General features: G+C 48.1%; 17 protein-coding genes. 7 read left to right on the forward strand and 10 right to left on the reverse strand.

The genetic code is table 11. The features are described from left to right. Window positions 1-43 precede the first annotated feature (43 nt). Window positions 44-544, forward strand: a complete 501-nt coding sequence (tpx, locus tag ASG34_RS00485; RefSeq protein WP_055825171.1) for a thiol peroxidase — start codon at window positions 44-46, stop codon at window positions 542-544. A 122-nt stretch (window positions 545-666) separates the two neighbouring features. Here tpx and fabF read toward each other — a convergent pair whose 3' ends face one another. The 8 genes from fabF to ASG34_RS00525 all read right to left on the reverse strand — a co-directional run bounded on the left by fabF (window position 667) and on the right by ASG34_RS00525 (window position 7,206). Beyond that, complete coding sequence (gene fabF / locus ASG34_RS00490; RefSeq protein WP_055825174.1) at window positions 667-1,899, reverse strand: beta-ketoacyl-ACP synthase II; 1,233 nt, start codon at window positions 1,897-1,899, stop codon at window positions 667-669. A gap of 51 nt (window positions 1,900-1,950) precedes the next feature. Further along, the gene (gene acpP / locus ASG34_RS00495) at window positions 1,951-2,187 is read right to left on the reverse strand and encodes an acyl carrier protein (protein ID WP_055825178.1); all 237 of its coding nucleotides are present in this window, start codon (window positions 2,185-2,187) and stop codon (window positions 1,951-1,953) included. A gap of 118 nt (window positions 2,188-2,305) precedes the next feature. Beyond that, the gene (fabG, locus tag ASG34_RS00500) at window positions 2,306-3,046 is read right to left on the reverse strand and encodes a 3-oxoacyl-ACP reductase FabG (protein ID WP_055825180.1); all 741 of its coding nucleotides are present in this window, start codon (window positions 3,044-3,046) and stop codon (window positions 2,306-2,308) included. 28 nt (window positions 3,047-3,074) lie between these two features. Further along, window positions 3,075-3,998, reverse strand: a complete 924-nt coding sequence (gene fabD, locus ASG34_RS00505; RefSeq protein WP_055825182.1) for an ACP S-malonyltransferase — start codon at window positions 3,996-3,998, stop codon at window positions 3,075-3,077. 82 nt (window positions 3,999-4,080) lie between these two features. Then, window positions 4,081-5,022, reverse strand: a complete 942-nt coding sequence (locus ASG34_RS00510; protein ID WP_055825184.1) for a beta-ketoacyl-ACP synthase III — start codon at window positions 5,020-5,022, stop codon at window positions 4,081-4,083. Window positions 5,023-5,080: 58 nt separating this feature from the next. Then, window positions 5,081-6,133: a phosphate acyltransferase PlsX gene (plsX, locus tag ASG34_RS00515; protein WP_055825186.1), complete on the reverse strand. Its 1,053-nt coding sequence runs from the start codon at window positions 6,131-6,133 to the stop codon at window positions 5,081-5,083. Window positions 6,134-6,353: 220 nt separating this feature from the next. Then, window positions 6,354-6,533: a 50S ribosomal protein L32 gene (gene rpmF / locus ASG34_RS00520; RefSeq protein ID WP_018985326.1), complete on the reverse strand. Its 180-nt coding sequence runs from the start codon at window positions 6,531-6,533 to the stop codon at window positions 6,354-6,356. 160 nt (window positions 6,534-6,693) lie between these two features. Then, the gene (locus tag ASG34_RS00525; RefSeq protein ID WP_235559621.1) at window positions 6,694-7,206 is read right to left on the reverse strand and encodes a YceD family protein; all 513 of its coding nucleotides are present in this window, start codon (window positions 7,204-7,206) and stop codon (window positions 6,694-6,696) included. A gap of 323 nt (window positions 7,207-7,529) precedes the next feature. On the opposite strand from ASG34_RS00525, the gene ASG34_RS00530 reads away from it, so the two are divergent. The 5 genes from ASG34_RS00530 to ASG34_RS00550 all read left to right on the forward strand — a co-directional run bounded on the left by ASG34_RS00530 (window position 7,530) and on the right by ASG34_RS00550 (window position 13,884). Further along, window positions 7,530-8,948: an acetyl-CoA carboxylase biotin carboxylase subunit gene (locus tag ASG34_RS00530; RefSeq protein ID WP_055825188.1), complete on the forward strand. Its 1,419-nt coding sequence runs from the start codon at window positions 7,530-7,532 to the stop codon at window positions 8,946-8,948. Window positions 8,949-8,982: 34 nt separating this feature from the next. Continuing rightward, window positions 8,983-10,833, forward strand: a complete 1,851-nt coding sequence (gene oadA / locus ASG34_RS00535) for a sodium-extruding oxaloacetate decarboxylase subunit alpha (protein ID WP_055825190.1) — start codon at window positions 8,983-8,985, stop codon at window positions 10,831-10,833. A gap of 73 nt (window positions 10,834-10,906) precedes the next feature. Continuing rightward, complete coding sequence (locus ASG34_RS00540) at window positions 10,907-11,506, forward strand: Maf family nucleotide pyrophosphatase (protein ID WP_055825194.1); 600 nt, start codon at window positions 10,907-10,909, stop codon at window positions 11,504-11,506. A 110-nt stretch (window positions 11,507-11,616) separates the two neighbouring features. Next, complete coding sequence (locus tag ASG34_RS00545; RefSeq protein ID WP_082504763.1) at window positions 11,617-13,044, forward strand: DUF4139 domain-containing protein; 1,428 nt, start codon at window positions 11,617-11,619, stop codon at window positions 13,042-13,044. A gap of 126 nt (window positions 13,045-13,170) precedes the next feature. Further along, complete coding sequence (locus tag ASG34_RS00550) at window positions 13,171-13,884, forward strand: SAM-dependent methyltransferase (protein ID WP_055825196.1); 714 nt, start codon at window positions 13,171-13,173, stop codon at window positions 13,882-13,884. A gap of 5 nt (window positions 13,885-13,889) precedes the next feature. Here the strand turns inward: ASG34_RS00550 and ASG34_RS00555 are convergent, their stop codons facing one another. After that, window positions 13,890-14,333, reverse strand: a complete 444-nt coding sequence (locus tag ASG34_RS00555; protein WP_235559622.1) for a winged helix-turn-helix transcriptional regulator — start codon at window positions 14,331-14,333, stop codon at window positions 13,890-13,892. A 129-nt stretch (window positions 14,334-14,462) separates the two neighbouring features. Between ASG34_RS00555 and ASG34_RS00560 the strand changes: the two genes are divergently transcribed. Then, window positions 14,463-14,948 (forward strand): ester cyclase, encoded by a 486-nt coding sequence (locus ASG34_RS00560; protein ID WP_055825198.1) that lies wholly within the window; start codon window positions 14,463-14,465, stop codon window positions 14,946-14,948. Between the two features lie 64 nt (window positions 14,949-15,012). Here ASG34_RS00560 and ASG34_RS00565 read toward each other — a convergent pair whose 3' ends face one another. Then, window positions 15,013-15,777 (reverse strand): class I SAM-dependent methyltransferase, encoded by a 765-nt coding sequence (locus ASG34_RS00565; protein ID WP_055825200.1) that lies wholly within the window; start codon window positions 15,775-15,777, stop codon window positions 15,013-15,015. Window positions 15,778-15,811: the final 34 nt, after the last annotated feature.

A 15,811-nucleotide genomic window follows, 5' to 3' on the forward strand; every position in this document is an offset into this window, starting at 1 on the left:
TACAGTAGCTACTTTTAACACTTAACCCGTTTTGGAGAACACTATGGCAAGCGTAACGCTTAAAGGTAACCCGGTCGCTGTTGGCGGAAAATTTCTGGCAGTAGGTGATACCGCACCTGACTTTCAATTGGCGGATGCTAAGCGCAACCTGGTAGGCCTGGATGCCTATGCTGGTAAACGTAAAGTGCTGAATATTTTCCCTAGCATTGATACGCCGACTTGTGCTACTTCTGTGCGCACCTTCAATAAAGAAGCCAGTAAAGCCAGCAATACCGCCGTATTGTGCATTTCTGCAGATTTGCCATTTGCACAAAGCCGTTTCTGCGGCGCAGAAGGTTTGGAAAATGTAGTGACTTTGTCGACTTTCCGTGACACAGAAAAATTTGCCACCGACTATGGTGTTTTTATCACTGACAGTAGTCTGGCTGGCTTAACAGCCCGTGCTGTGGTTGTGCTGGATGAAAACAATAAAGTACTTCATAGCGAGTTAGTAAGCGAAATCGCTAACGAGCCTAATTATGAGGCTGCCTTGGCCGTTCTGTAACTGTTAAATTATTTAGTAGGCCGGCTTTCATAGCCGCCTGCTGGGGACTGAAATTCGCTTAGTTTCAACAAATAAAAAAGCCAGCAATAGCTGGCTTTTTTATTTGTTGATATCAGGTGAATTTAAACACGCTTAAACAACAAGCTACCATTAGTTCCACCAAAGCCAAAGTTGTTTTTCAAGGCATATTCAATCTTCAAATCACGTGCTGTGTTGGCACAATAATCCAGATCACATTCGGGATCCTGATTGAAAATGTTAATGGTTGGTGGCGATACCTGATGGTAGATTGATAACACCGTAAATACCGACTCCAAGCCACCTGCACCACCCAGTAAGTGACCAGTCATTGATTTAGTAGAGTTAACGACCAAATTATAAGCATGGTCGCCAAAAGTAGCTTTAATCGCATTGGTTTCGTTGGCATCACCCAAAGGTGTTGAAGTGCCATGCGCATTCATGAACTGTACCTGGTCAGGGCTCACGCCTGCATTTTTCAGTGCATTGACCATGGAGCGGCGTGGGCCGTCCATATTGGGTGCAGTCATGTGATATGCATCGGCACTCAAACCATAGCCTGACACTTCAGCATAAATTCTTGCGCCACGTGCTTTGGCATGCTCGTACTCTTCCAGCACCAATACTCCAGCGCCTTCCCCTATGACAAAGCCGTCACGGTCTTTATCCCAGGGACGACTTGCCGTCGCCGGATCATCATTGCGGCCAGATAAGGCGCGCGCAGAGGCAAAGCCCCCTACGCTCAGCTCTGTAATGGCTGCTTCTGCACCGCCAGCAACCATGACATCCGCATCACCATATTCAATCATACGTGCTGCTTCACCAATGCTATGCGTGCCAGTTGTACAGGCAGTCACAATCGCAATATTTGGCCCTTTCAGGCCCAACATGATCGACAGGTTACCGGAAATCATATTGATAATAGTGCCAGGAATGAAGAATGGCGAGATTTTGCGCGGGCCACCATCGTCGTAATTGTCGTTGGTTGACTCGATCAAACCCAAGCCACCAATACCCGAACCAATGGTGACACCGATGCGCTCGGCATTGGCTTCTGTCACTTCAAGACCGGAATCCTTGAAAGCTTCCAGGCCAGCTGCCAGGCCATACTGGATAAATGTATCCATGCGGCGGGCATCTTTGGCCGGGATAAAGTCTTCAGCATTAAAGCCTTTGACTTCACCGGCAATTTGCGATGCAAATGGCGTTGGATCAAATTTGGTTATACGGGCAATGCCTGATTGACCAGCGATAAGATTGTCCCAGGCGTTCTGGTAACCAATCCCTACTGGAGACACCACGCCTAAGCCAGTTACTACTACTCTGCGTTTGGTCATAATAGAAATCAGCCCTCTTGCGAGGGCTGATTAAAGAATTAAGTCAAAGAATTACTTAAGGTTGGCGCTGACGTAGTCAATCGCTTGCTGAACGGTTGTGATTTTTTCAGCTTCTTCGTCAGGAATTTCGCAATCGAACTCTTCTTCCAAAGCCATTACCAATTCTACCGTGTCCAGAGAATCTGCACCCAGATCATCCACGAAAGATGATGTGTTTTTAACGTCAGCTTCGTTTGCACCTAATTGTTCACAAACGATTTTCTTTACGCGTTGTTCGATGTCGGACATCTAAAATACCCCTTATTGATAAGTGTCGTGTTCAGTAAACCGGTATTCTAACAAATGTTGCCTAGAATACCAAAAAACTATTGTTAAAAAGATATGGCAATAGACTTACCATATCAAACTATGCGCAGTACATGCCGCCATTTACATGTATGGTTTCACCGGTAATGTAAGCAGCAGCTGGTGAAGCCAGAAAAGCCACGGTCGCTGCAATTTCATAAACCTGCCCCAGACGGCCAGCGGCGATACGCTCAAGCATTTTTGTCTTGATGTCATCTGACAACTCGGCGGTCATATCGGTTTCAATAAAACCAGGCGCCACACAGTTTACAGTAATGTTGCGGCTACCTACCTCTTGCGCCAATGACTTGGTAAAGCCGGTCATGCCTGCTTTAGCCGCAGCATAATTGGTTTGGCCCGCATTACCCATGTGCCCGACCACGCTTGAAATATTAATGATGCGGCCCTGACGTGCTTTCATCATCGGGCGCAACACTGCCTGACTCATACGGAATACTGATTTCAGGTTGGTGTTCAGCACAGCATCCCAATCATCATCTTTCATACGCATCAATAATGTATCTTTGGTAATGCCTGCATTGTTTACTAGGATAGTCACATCACCATAGAGCTCGGCAATTTTCTTAAGCACAGCATCGATCTGTTCCGGCTGCGTCACATCCAGCGCCATGCCTATACCATTTACGCCCGCAGCTTTGAGGGAGGTGGTAATCGCATCTGCGCCACTGGCGGATGTGGCCGTTCCAACGACGATTGCACCCTGCTTACCTAACTCTTGCGCAATGGCAGCGCCAATGCCGCGACTAGCGCCGGTCACTAAAACTACTTGTTGATTCAGCATCATTACTCCTTCACACAGCGTTTTTTTATTATTGGTTTATAAAGGTTTGTATGGACTCTTCGTTCACCAAAGCCACACAACTCATTTCAGCCACTATACGTTTTGCAAGACCGGTCAACACTTTGCCGGGACCAGCTTCAGCACTGCTTAAAACTTGTTGCGCAGCCAGTTGCTGCACTGTCTCTACCCAACGTACTGGGCTATATAACTGGCGCACCAAAGCATCTTTGATCTGTGCTGCATCGCTGTAAGCCGCGACATCCGCATTGTGCAAAACCGTCACTTGCGGTGACTGCACAGCGACATTCTGTAAATAATCATGTAATTTTTCAGCGGCAGGCTTCATTAATTCGCAGTGTGACGGCACGCTGACTGGCAATGGCAGTGCACGTTTGGCACCCTTGGCTTTAGCCAGCTCCATTCCACGTTCAACCGCCGCTTTATCCCCTGCAATAACCACTTGCCCAGGAGAATTAAAGTTTACAGCCTGCACTACCTGGCCTTGCGCAGCTTCGCTACAGACCGCACGCACAGTCTCATCGTCCAAACCTAAGATAGCTGCCATGGCGCCCTGCCCTTCAGGCACGGCTTGCTGCATGACTTCTGCACGGAATTTAACCAAAGGCAATGCCTCCGCAAAGCTTAGCGCGCCAGCGGCGACTAAAGCTGTGTATTCGCCTAAACTGTGTCCAGCCATCGCTACCGGTTGCTTGCCACCAAGGCTTTGATAGACTCGCCAGGTTGCAATACCCGCAGTCAGCATGATTGGCTGCGTATTCTGGGTCAGGTTGATTTCATCATTGGCTTCAGTCGCCATTTTCCAGAAATCTACCCCTAATACCGAGGAAGCCTCTTCAAATGTTTGCTTAACAATAGCATGAGACTCAAGCCCTTGCATCATGCCCACAGATTGTGAGCCCTGGCCTGGAAAGAAAAAAGCAAATGTAGACATAAGAGTAAGAATATTAAATTAATTATTTAAAAACAGATAGTTGGCTAAGAGTTAAGTTTTAGTGAACAACTTCCATCTTCACTTAAAATTTAACGAGTGCAGAGCCCCAGGTAAATCCACCACCAAATGCTTCCATTAACAGAATATGCCCGCGCTGGATACGGCCATCCCGGACGGCGGTATCTAATGCGAGTGGGATGGAAGCTGCAGAAGTGTTGCCATGGCGATCAACCGTTACGATCACTTTGTCCATGGACATATCGAGTTTTTTGGCAGTGGCTTGCAGAATACGGATATTGGCCTGGTGCGGAACCAGCCAATCAATATCGGATTTCTGCATGTCATTCGCTTTGAGCGTTTCGTCGACAATCTGGTCTAGTGTGTTGACTGCAATTTTGAATACCGCATTGCCTTCCATGACGACCGTATCTGGCCCATCTGGATTTCGTGGCACATGTAGCTGGTTTTCGTAACTGCCATCGGCGTGAATATGGGTAGACAACACGCCAGGCTGGTCACTGGCCTGCAGGATCACGGCGCCAGCGCCATCACCCCATAAAATACAGTTACTACGATCTGTGTAATCGCAAATACGGGTAAAGGTATCAGCCCCAATCACCAATACATTTTTATGCTGGCCTGAGCGCATAAAATGCGTGGCGGTGGCCAAAGCATAGATAAAACCGCTGCATACTGCCTGCACATCAAAGGCCGGACAGCCAGCAATTCCCAGCTTGCGCTGCACCATAGTGGCTACACTGGGGAAAATTTTATCTGGAGTAGTCGTCGCAACGATAATCAGGTCGATGTCCTGTGCCTGAATGCCTGCAGCCTCAATCGCGTTCTGCGCAGCTTTGGTTGCCAGGTCACTGGTGAGCTCATCTGTGACACGGTGACGCTGTTTAATACCTGTCCGGGAAAATATCCACTCATCGGTGGTATCGACCAATTTTTCCAAATCCACATTGGTCAATATATTGGGTGGCAGATAGCTGCCGGTCCCTGCAATTCGTGCGTAAATCATGGGTGCGATTATGCCTTAAATGGGTAAAAACGCCTAACAGAACAAAGGCATGAGCGCGCTACGGCTCTTCCGCCGTCGCCAGATGTTCGATTTCAAGCTGGGATTGAATGCGCTTCAAAACACCACTTTGCGCTTCTTCCATTGCCACGTGAATAGCATGGTAAAAACCAACCTTGTCTGCGCCGCCATGGCTCTTCACCACAATGCCACGCAAACCCAGAAAGCTGGCGCCATTGTAAAGGCGAGGGTCTACACGTTTTTTAAATGCCTTTAATACCGGAAAAGCACCAAGTGCCATTAACTTAGTCAGCCAGTTGCGTTTGAATTCCTGGGTAAGGAATTTACCCATCATATGTGCCAAGCCTTCAGTGGTTTTGAGGGAGACGTTGCCGACAAAACCATCACAGACCACCACATCAGTAGTGCCCTTGAAAATATCGTCACCTTCAACGTTGCCATAGAAATTCAGATGGCTACCACGCAATAACTCTGCCGCCTGCTTGGCCACTTCATTACCTTTAATATCTTCCGAACCAATATTGAGCAAGCCGATGGTCGGGTTAGGTTTATTGTTCACACAACTGACCACCATGGCACCCATAATTGCAAACTGGTATAAATGCTCAGGCGTACAATCCGCATTTGCACCCAAATCCAGCATAAAGGTGCTGCCTTTTTCAGAAGGCAAAGTAGAAGCAATCGCCGGACGGTCAATCCCGGGCAGGGTTTTGAGGACAAAACGTGCCGTCGCCATCAAGGCACCGGTATTGCCTGCACTGACACAAGCCTGGGCCTCACCGGTTTTCACCATGTTAATAGCCACCCGCATTGAAGAATCTTTTTTATTCTTCATAGCGCTTTGTGGTGACTCATTCATCAATACCACTTCAGACGCATGATGCACGCGCAGGCGCGGGCCAGCGGAAAGATGCAGGACTTTCAGTTCTGCCTCGATGGCATCCTGCAGGCCGACCAGAATAATATTGAGATTAGGATTTTCGTTCAGGATACGAACTGCCGCAGGCACAGTCACATGTGGACCGTAATCTCCTCCCATGGCATCAATTGCAATCACAACTTCCTGAGATTGCCCGTGTTGACTTGTACTCATGTTATTTCCCAAGTTTACTAACACACGATTTAGTTTATGCGCTGTATTACTGACACAATCATTATCTGTACACTAGTTCATTCATTCGCCAGTATCTGAGCACTCTTAAATCTACGCATGCCTTGCAGGGCATAGGAAAAGTAGTCGCTTGCGCCAGATACACAAACGCCGCGCATTTTGTGCGCGGCGCAGTTTAATACCTTAATGCTTTAGCAGCGATTTACTCGCCTTTTGCAGGCATCACTTTACGGCCACGGTAAAAACCGTTAGGGCTTACGTGATGACGCAAATGTACTTCACCAGTCGTTGGCTCGATTGCCAAAGGTGGGTTTGTCAAAAAGTCGTGTGAACGGTGCATACCACGCTTGGACGGTGTCTTTTTGTTTTGCTGAACTGCCATTTTAAATTACTCCAAAATTAACCGCCGCAATTTGCAAATGGGCAGTTTAAAAACCAGAATTGCTACCTAATCCAGCATTATAAAATATTCCAGAGACAACTGCAAACAAATAGTGCAAACGTCGCTTTTCATTGGATATTTTATCGTCAAGTTTAAATTTTTACTTATTCAACTTCAGATTTTTAAGCGCTGCGAAAGGATTAGGTTTTTCACCAGCGGTCTTTTGCAAAGGCGCGCACTCTTCTTCGTGCATCACTGCAATAGGCAAAGCCATTAGCAACTCATCTTCCACCAGAGATTCAAAAGTGGATTCAGCGTTCGATTCCAACCAGTCAACATCTTCATCTTCAAGCAGCGCTTCAGGCGGCTCGTCACAAACCGCAAATTCAAATTGCACATCTAAGGCTTGGGGCATTGGCGCAAAACACCGTTGGCAAATAAGGGGCAGATTTGTTTGCAACATGAGAGACAGCATGGGTAATTGCGTATCACCAAAATAGCGCGGTGGCAGGCCTTGTAGCTGATAGGCCACCGAAACTGCTGACAACGCTTTCGTATCATCCACACCGAGCTCCCGCAAGGCCTGCTCCAAACGGTTAAGCGATGCCATCTCCAGCACACCTTCGGTATGTTTTTGCTGCCTGGCTAATTCCAGATAACGCGCATTCGACAAAGAAAACTCCTTTTATTTACAGGCTATTTAATATAGCAAACTATACAGTGATTGACGAATTCTTCCATACAGACACTCGCGCCCTGTTTACTTCATACTATTTAAGGCGCAGGTTTTTTGTTATAATGGCGTCGCTTCACGCAGTGCTCTTTATCAAGAGCGCAACTATGGTGCGGTATGTATTATCAACCCAATTTTTTGTGGTCAAGATAGTACAAAGCTACAGCCTAACTAGCCCAAACAGTCTTGATACAAGGTTTTAAACCGCGTAAAAGCTGGTGCTACTAAAACTCTGTCCTTTTTTCTTGCTTTAAGGGTAATGTGTGTTTAAGAAAATTTTAGTCGCGAATCGCGGTGAAATTGCGGTGCGCATTGTGCGCGCGTGTTCGGAAATGGGCATTAAATCCGTGGCCATTTATTCCGACGCCGATCGCCATGCATTGCATGTCAAAAAAGCTGACGAGGCCTACAACATCGGCTCTGACCCGGTTGCGGGTTACCTGAATGCACATAATATAGTGAATATCGCCGTGGCTGCGGGCTGTGATGCCTTGCATCCAGGCTATGGTTTTCTTTCCGAAAATCCTGAACTGGCTGAAGTCTGTGACCGCCGCGGCATCAAGTTTATTGGCCCGGAAGCACATGTGATTCGCCAGATGGGCGATAAGATTCAAGCGCGTAATGCCATGATCGATGCAGGCATTCCATGTGTACCAGGTAGTGATGGCAACCTGGAATCGCTGGATGCAGCCGTCGCATTAGCGAAAAAAATTGGTTACCCGATCATGTTAAAAGCCACTAACGGTGGTGGTGGTCGCGGTATTCGCCGTTGCGACAGTGAAAAAGACTTACTAAGTAACTATGACCGCGTGATTTCCGAGGCCAGCAAGGCGTTTGGCAAGCCAGAAGTGTTCCTGGAAAAATGTGTCGTACATCCGCGTCATATTGAAGTACAGATTTTGGCTGACTCGCATGGCAATGTTATTCATTTGTTTGAGCGCGATTGCTCTATCCAGCGCCGCAACCAGAAGCTGATTGAAATTGCACCATCCCCTCAGCTTTCCCAAGCGCAGCGTGACTACATCGGTGGTTTAGGCGTAAAAGCAGCCAAAGCGGTTGGTTACGAAAATGCCGGTACCGTCGAATTCCTGCTGGATTCCGATAACAATTTCTACTTCATGGAAATGAACACCCGTTTGCAGGTGGAGCATACCGTGACTGAAACCATTACCGGTGTGGATATCGTTCAGCAACAGATTCGCGTTGCTGCCGGTTTGCCATTGCAATACAAGCAAAGCGAGATTGCTTTCCGTGGTTTTGCCATGGAATATCGTGTCAATGCAGAAGATCCGCAAAAAGACTTCCTGCCCAGCTTTGGTAAAATCACCCGTTACTATGCACCTGGTGGTCCGGGCGTGCGTATGGATGCCGCGATTTATAGTGGCTATGTGATTCCGCCCTACTATGACTCCATGTGCGCCAAACTGACTGTTTGGGCTTTGGACTGGGAAGGCGTGATTGAGCGCGGTCGCCGGGCATTGAATGACATGGTGGTGTACGGCGTGAAAACCACGATTCCTTACTACCAGCAAATTATGTTGCACCCGGATTTCCGTGCCGCCAATTTCAATACCAGCTTTGTAGAGCAACACCCCGAGCTGACTGAATATGACGTCGGGTTACCGAAAGAATTGATGGCCGCAGCGATCGCTGCCGCGATTGCCGCCCACGAAGGCATTTAATTAACGTATCGCAGATTATTAGATCGACAAGATTATGAGCAAAATACATATCACCGAACTCGTTTTAAGAGATGGTCACCAATCCCTGATTGCGACGCGCATGCGTACCGAAGACATGCTGCCTATCGCCAGCAAACTGGATGATATTGGTTTCTGGTCTCTTGAAGCCTGGGGCGGGGCAACTTTTGACGCCTGCGTGCGCTTTCTGAAAGAAGATCCGTGGGAGCGCCTGAGCAAGCTGCGTAAAGCTTTGCCTAACACGCCTATCAATATGTTGCTACGTGGCCAGAACCTGCTTGGCTACCGCCATTATTCAGATGATGTGGTACATGCCTTTGTAAAACAGGCGGCTGACACCGGCGTCGATGTGTTCCGTATCTTTGATGCAATGAACGATATCCGCAACCTGAAAACTGCGATTGAAGCAGTCAAAAACATTAAAAAACATGCGATTGGTACCTTGTCGTTCACAACCAGTCCGGTGCATGACGTCGCCTACTTCGTCAATATGGCCAGAGAGTTGGAAGCCTTAGGTTGCGACAGTATTGGCGTTAAAGATATGGCCGGTTTACTCACACCAACATTGGCCGGCGAACTGGTAAGGGAATTGAAAGCCGCAGTCAGCGTGCCAGTGCATATGCACAGCCACGCCACCTCTGGTTTAGCCAGCATGGTCATGCTAAAAAGTGTAGAAAACGGCGTAGATATTATCGACACCTGCAACTCTTCTTTCTCCGAAGGTGCCAGCCATCCGACGACCGAGAGCCTGGTCGCTGCTTTGCGCGGGACTGAATACGATACCGGCCTGGATCTGGGCAAATTACAGGAAATCACTGCCTACTTCAAAGACGTACGCAAAAAATACTGGCAGTTTGAAAGCGAATTCACTGGCGTAGATACCCGTGTACTGGTTAACCAGGTGCCGGGTGGCATGATCTCCAACCTGTCCAACCAGTTGAAAGAACAAGGCGCGCTCAACCGCATGGATGAAGTACTGGCTGAAATCCCGCGTGTACGTGAAGACTTGGGTTTTCCTCCATTAGTGACGCCTACTTCACAAATCGTAGGCACACAGGCAGTGTTGAACGTATTGACCGGTGGCCGTTACAAATCCATCACTAACGAAGTAAAGAACTACCTGCTAGGTCAATACGGTAAAGCGCCAGCGCCTGTGAATGCAGAAGTTCGTCAGAAAGCAGTTGGCGATGCAGAACTGATTACCTGCCGCCCTGCTGACCTGTTGCAACCAGAAATGACCAAGTTGCAAGGTGAAGCCGAACGCTTTGCTAACAATGAAAAAGATGTGCTGACGTATGCCATGTTCCCTGATATCGGCCAGACTTTCTTGCAAGAGCGTAATGCCGGTTCACTGCAACCTGAGCAATTACTGAGCAAAGAAGCAGTGACGCAGCAAACCGCTGCTGCACGCTACGCACCGAATGAATTCAATATCACATTGCACGGTGAAACCTACCATATCAAACTGACTGGTAGCGGCCATGCTGGTGAAGAGCGCCGTCCTTACTACGTAAAAGTAGATGGTATCTCTGAAGAAGTCTTCGTTGAAACCCTGGACGAAATGGAAATCAGTGATGGTGGCAATTCCAACGGTGGCAAGAAAAAAGCGGCTGCCGTGACTTCCAGCGGTCGCCCTCGCCCTACCCATCCAGGCTGCGTGACTACTGCCATGCCCGGCACTATTGTGACCGTTAAAGTCAACGTTGGTGACAAAGTGAATGCCGGTGATGGCGTACTGGTGATCGAAGCCATGAAGATGGAAAACGAAATCCAGTCCAGTAAAGCAGGTACAGTGGTCGCAATACACGTAGCCAAAGGCGATAGCGTAACGCCAGACGAAACATTGATTGAAATTCAACCTGATTAATAACCAGAGTAATCTACCGGTTTCATCACAATGCTAAAATCCCCGAATATCCTTCGGGGATTTTTTTATCCTAATGACTAAGCCAACCCTAATTCTTGCTTCTTCCTCCCGCTACCGTCGCGAAGTCCTGGAAAAACTGCACCTGCCATTTGAATGCGTGTCGCCTGGTATCGACGAAACGCCACTAGCGAGCGAAAGTCCGGAACACACTTCTTTAAGACTAGCTGAAAGCAAGGCGCTAAAAGTGGCAGAGAGTTACGCAAATGCCCTGATCATCGGCTGCGACCAGGTAGCCACGGTGGATGGTTTGCAAATAGGCAAACCAGGAAATCATGAAAATGCAGTCAAACAACTCACCATGCTCAGTGGCAGAGAAGTGGTTTTTCATAGTGCTTTATCTTTGTATGACAGCGCCAGCCAGCAGATGCAATCGACTATCGTGCCCTATTACGTTAAATTCAAGACACTGACGCCGCTGCAAATCGAAACCTATTTACGCCTGGAACAGCCTTACGATTGCGCGGGCAGCGCCAAGTCGGAAGGCATGGGCATAGCGTTATTAGACTATATGCGTGGCGATGACCCCAACGCTTTGATCGGCCTGCCTGTGATTGCACTGGTCGATATGTTGCAGCAAGTCGGCATTGATGTCTTATCGCTCACGCGAAAATAGTTCACGAACATAGCCTATGATTAGTTCTAAATTGCTTCTTTTAACTTTTGAACGGCTACTGCGTTAACACAGTCTCAAGCATACAAATACACAACAACGAGAGGATATTCATGCGACTTAGCTCCCTGCTATTGCTATCACTTGGCACTTTTTCAATCGCACATGCAGAAACCGCCATCATCAGCCCGCAATCAGACCAAACCGGCGTCGCTGTGACTATTTATAACGAAGATCTCGCCCTGGTCAAAGATAGTCGCAAACTCAAACTGAATAATGGCTTATCCGCTTTGTCATTCCGTGATGTCAGCGCTCAGATCAAGCCGGAAACAGCCCTGCTACGCAGCCTGTTGCCGAATACCAGCCTGCAAGTGCTGGAACAAAACTTTGATTTTGACCTGCTTAGCCCGCAAACCTTGTTAGAGAAATTTGTTGGCCAGCAAGTCAGTGTCATTAAAACCAATCCAACCACCGGTGCCGAGACTGAAGAAACAGCGACCGTCCTCTCAGCACAAAACGGCATCGTGCTTAAAATCGGCAATCGTATCGAAACCGGCTTTCCAGGCCGCATCGCCTATCCGAATGTGCCTGGTCAGCTGAGAGATCGCCCAACCTTGACCACGCAGGTGCAATATAAGGGTGCTGAACAAGCCAGTGTGGAATTAAGCTACCTCACCGGCGGCCTGAACTGGAAAGCCGATTACGTCGCTGAACTCAGCAGTAAGGAAGACACTATAGACCTGTCAGGCTGGGTCACACTAAACAACACCAGCGGTACTTCCTACCCGAATGCCAAAGTGCAATTAGTGGCCGGCGATGTCAATCGCGTGCGCGAAGCCATCCGCCCGAAAACCATGATGATGCGCTCGGAAGCCATGGCGGCAGATGCGCCAATGCCAACTGAGCAAGGCTTGCTGGAATACCATCTCTATACGTTGCCACGCACAACCAGTATTGCCGAAAATCAGACCAAGCAGGTGGCACTGCTCACCGCCCAGCAGATTCCTGCGCGTAAAGAGCTGGTGTTAACCGGCGCTGATTACTACTATCAAGGCCAATACCGTGACGTAGAGAAAAAGCAGAAGGTGCAGGTCTATGTCGAGTTTGAAAACAAGGAAAGCAGCAAACTGGGCATTCCATTACCCAAAGGCACCATGCGCGTTTACAAAAAGGATAGCGATGGCACTGCACAGTTTGTCGGTGAAGACCAGATTGATCACACCGCTAAAAACGATAACGTGCGCCTCAAATTGGGCAATGCGTTTGATGTCACCGCAGAACGCGTGCAAACCGATTTTAAAAACCTGAGCAAAAGCAATAACCAGGTGCCGCTGTATGAAAGCGCCTATGCCATCACCCTGCACAATGCCAAAAAAGAAGCGGTCACGGTCAACGTGCAAGAGCCGATCAATGGCGACTGGAAGATCCTGAATGAATCGCAGCCGCACAAAAAAACCAGTGCGCATCAGGCCACCTGGAAAATCAACGTTCCCGCTGAAAGCGATGTGACGCTTAAATATCGCGTACAAGTGAAGTATTAAATGATTTGCCGTTTCCATCTAATGGAAAACGGTGATCTATCAAGCTAAAAAAGCATCCTTTCACAAGGATGCTTTTTTTATGTCCGTCGTGGGATAATTCAGCTTAATCAATCAAACACCATACCTATGACAACCGGCACGCTTTATTTCATTCCCGTTCCCCTGGCAGAAGATACTTCGCCGCAACAAGTCGTGCCGCCAGAAGTGATCAGCCGCATGCATAGCTTGCAGCACTTTATTGTCGAGAACGAAAAAACCGCCCGCCAGTTTCTGGCCGCCAGCGGCCATCCGACGCCGATTCGAGAGTTGACGTTTAGTCTGCTGAATAAAGATACTCAGCCAAAAGAATTACCCGCCCTATTACAGCCCCTGCAACAAGGGACTGATGTCGGCCTGATGAGTGAAGCAGGCTGTCCCGGTATCGCAGACCCCGGCGCTGCCCTGGCAGCCGTGGCGCATCAAAAAGGCATACGCGTAACGCCGTTAATTGGCCCCAGCAGTTTGTTATTAGGCTTAATGGCAAGTGGGTTAAATGGCCAACGGTTTACGTTTCTGGGCTATTTGCCAAGTGACAAAGCTGAACGCATTAAAGCGATCAAAGGGATTGAGTTTGATTCCAAGAAACAGCAGGCAACGCAATTGTTTATAGAAACGCCCTACCGCAATCAGCATATGCTGGAAGACTTGATTGCAAACTTGCAGCCACAAACAAGATTTTGTGTAGCCTGCAATATCACGGCAGAAAATGAATTGATTGTGACTAAGACTACTGCAGAGTGGAAGAAAACACCATTACCGGATGTGCATAAAAAACCGACGGTATTTTTGTTACTGGCATAAAGCATCTAAAAGCGGACTGTTCTCACGCCTGGTGCTTCCGAGTTAAGGGTTTCCTGAGCAGCCTTGTCATAATCGCTTTGCGCTTTCAGCACTTCCTCAATATGCGTTTCTGACCATACGCGTACCGCAGCCAGCAAACCCACCAGTGTTTTACCCAATGGCGTAATGGTGTACTCCACTTTAGGCGGCACGGTGGGGAAAATGGTCCGCGCTATCAACCCATCCCGCTCTAAACCACGCAATGTTTGCGTTAGCATCTTTTGTGAGATCCCACCAATCTCGCGCTGCAAAATACTAAAACGTTTGGTTTCTGTCTCCAGCAAACCAAGCACCAACACTGCCCATTTATCCGCAATTCTATTTAATACCAGCCGCGTCGGACATTCAGTGTGATACGCATCCCAGCTACTCGATATCTGCAAAACCCGGTCACTGTTTTCAATCATCATCGTCTACTTTCAGTTAATTTTAGGTGCCTAAGTCACTTTTAAGTTCCTACTTACTAATAGTGACTATTGGCATTATGATGCGCAACTCCATCACACACAAGTGTTATGCAACCGTAGCAAGGAGATTTGATGAAACTTATCAAACGCATATTGAATGCATTGATTTTGACAACACTGTTAACGAAAGGAACCACCCTCATGGCGCAAGATATCACTCAACAAAACAAGCAACTATTGGCAGATTTCTCCGATGTCGTTTTTGTGAAAAAAGACTTCACTCAACTGCCGAAGTTTATGCAGCAAAACTATATTCAACATAACCCACTGGTGCCACAAGGATTAAGCGGATTTCAAGCTTTTTTTGCGGATTGGTTTAAAGCAGCCCCGGACTGGCACTATCAGCTGGAAAAACTGGTCGCAGAAGGTGATATGGTATGGGCGTATGGTACATATTCAGGAACGCAGCAAGGTGACTGGTTAGGCATCCCAGCTACCGGTAAGCATTACAGCATCCACGCAGTGGATATTTTCAGAATCGAGAATGGCAAACTGGCAGAACATTGGGATGTGCTGGATACCTATGGGCTATTTAAACAACTAGGGGTTATTCAATAGTCACTATTTGACGCTAGATAGATGAAGCCTGTTAATGACAGGCTTCATCATTTTAGATCAGCGATTAAACATTATTACCTTTACTAATCTTCCGGCAAACAAGCATAACCTCATCCACTCCTTTGGTGTCTATCATGCCAGTAACAAGGTCGAGCTTCTTCTGGAAACGTACACCAATCGGCATGAATACATTGTTATACCACCACAGTGCGCGTTCACGTCTATGGGTGAGAAACCACATGCCGAGATCAAGCAGGCGTGACGATTTCGGCTGCATACCGTAAATAGCACTTTGCTCGATTTCAAAATCATATTTGGCAAGCTTGGCGACGAGAGATTCTGGTTCGTAACGGCGACAGTGCCCGACAAAGTCGTCAAAAGCTGTCCACTGCGATGGATGCAGCGGCACCGAGAGCAGCAATGTCGCACCGGTGGCAGCCACACGCGAAAGCTCGGACAAAGCGCCATCGTCGTCATCAACATGCTCGACAATATCGAAAGCGCATACCAGGCCGAATATGCCATCCTCAAACGGCAGTGCCGAGACCAGGCCCTGCATCGCATTTGCTCCATGCGCCTGCAGTTTGGCAACTGCGGGTGCGCTGATATCCACGAAATGTGTGCCCTCAATAGGTAATCGCGGTCTTAAACCCGGAGCGATTTCAAGACGAGTTTGAGATTGGTAGATTAAGGATGAGACTAGCGGCCAGGTATTGAAGCGCTCAGGGCTGACTAGCCGCGCATCCGTCCATAGCGGGTCGTAGAATTGCCGGTTTGCTTCAATGAGTTCGAGGTCTTTACTGACAGTGGATGTCGCTGGATTTTTCATGCAGGCATACTAACAGCAGATTTGAAATAGCAGG

This window comes from Methylophilus sp. Leaf416 (assembly GCF_001424665.1).
Taxonomy (GTDB): Bacteria; Pseudomonadota; Gammaproteobacteria; order Burkholderiales; family Methylophilaceae; genus Methylophilus.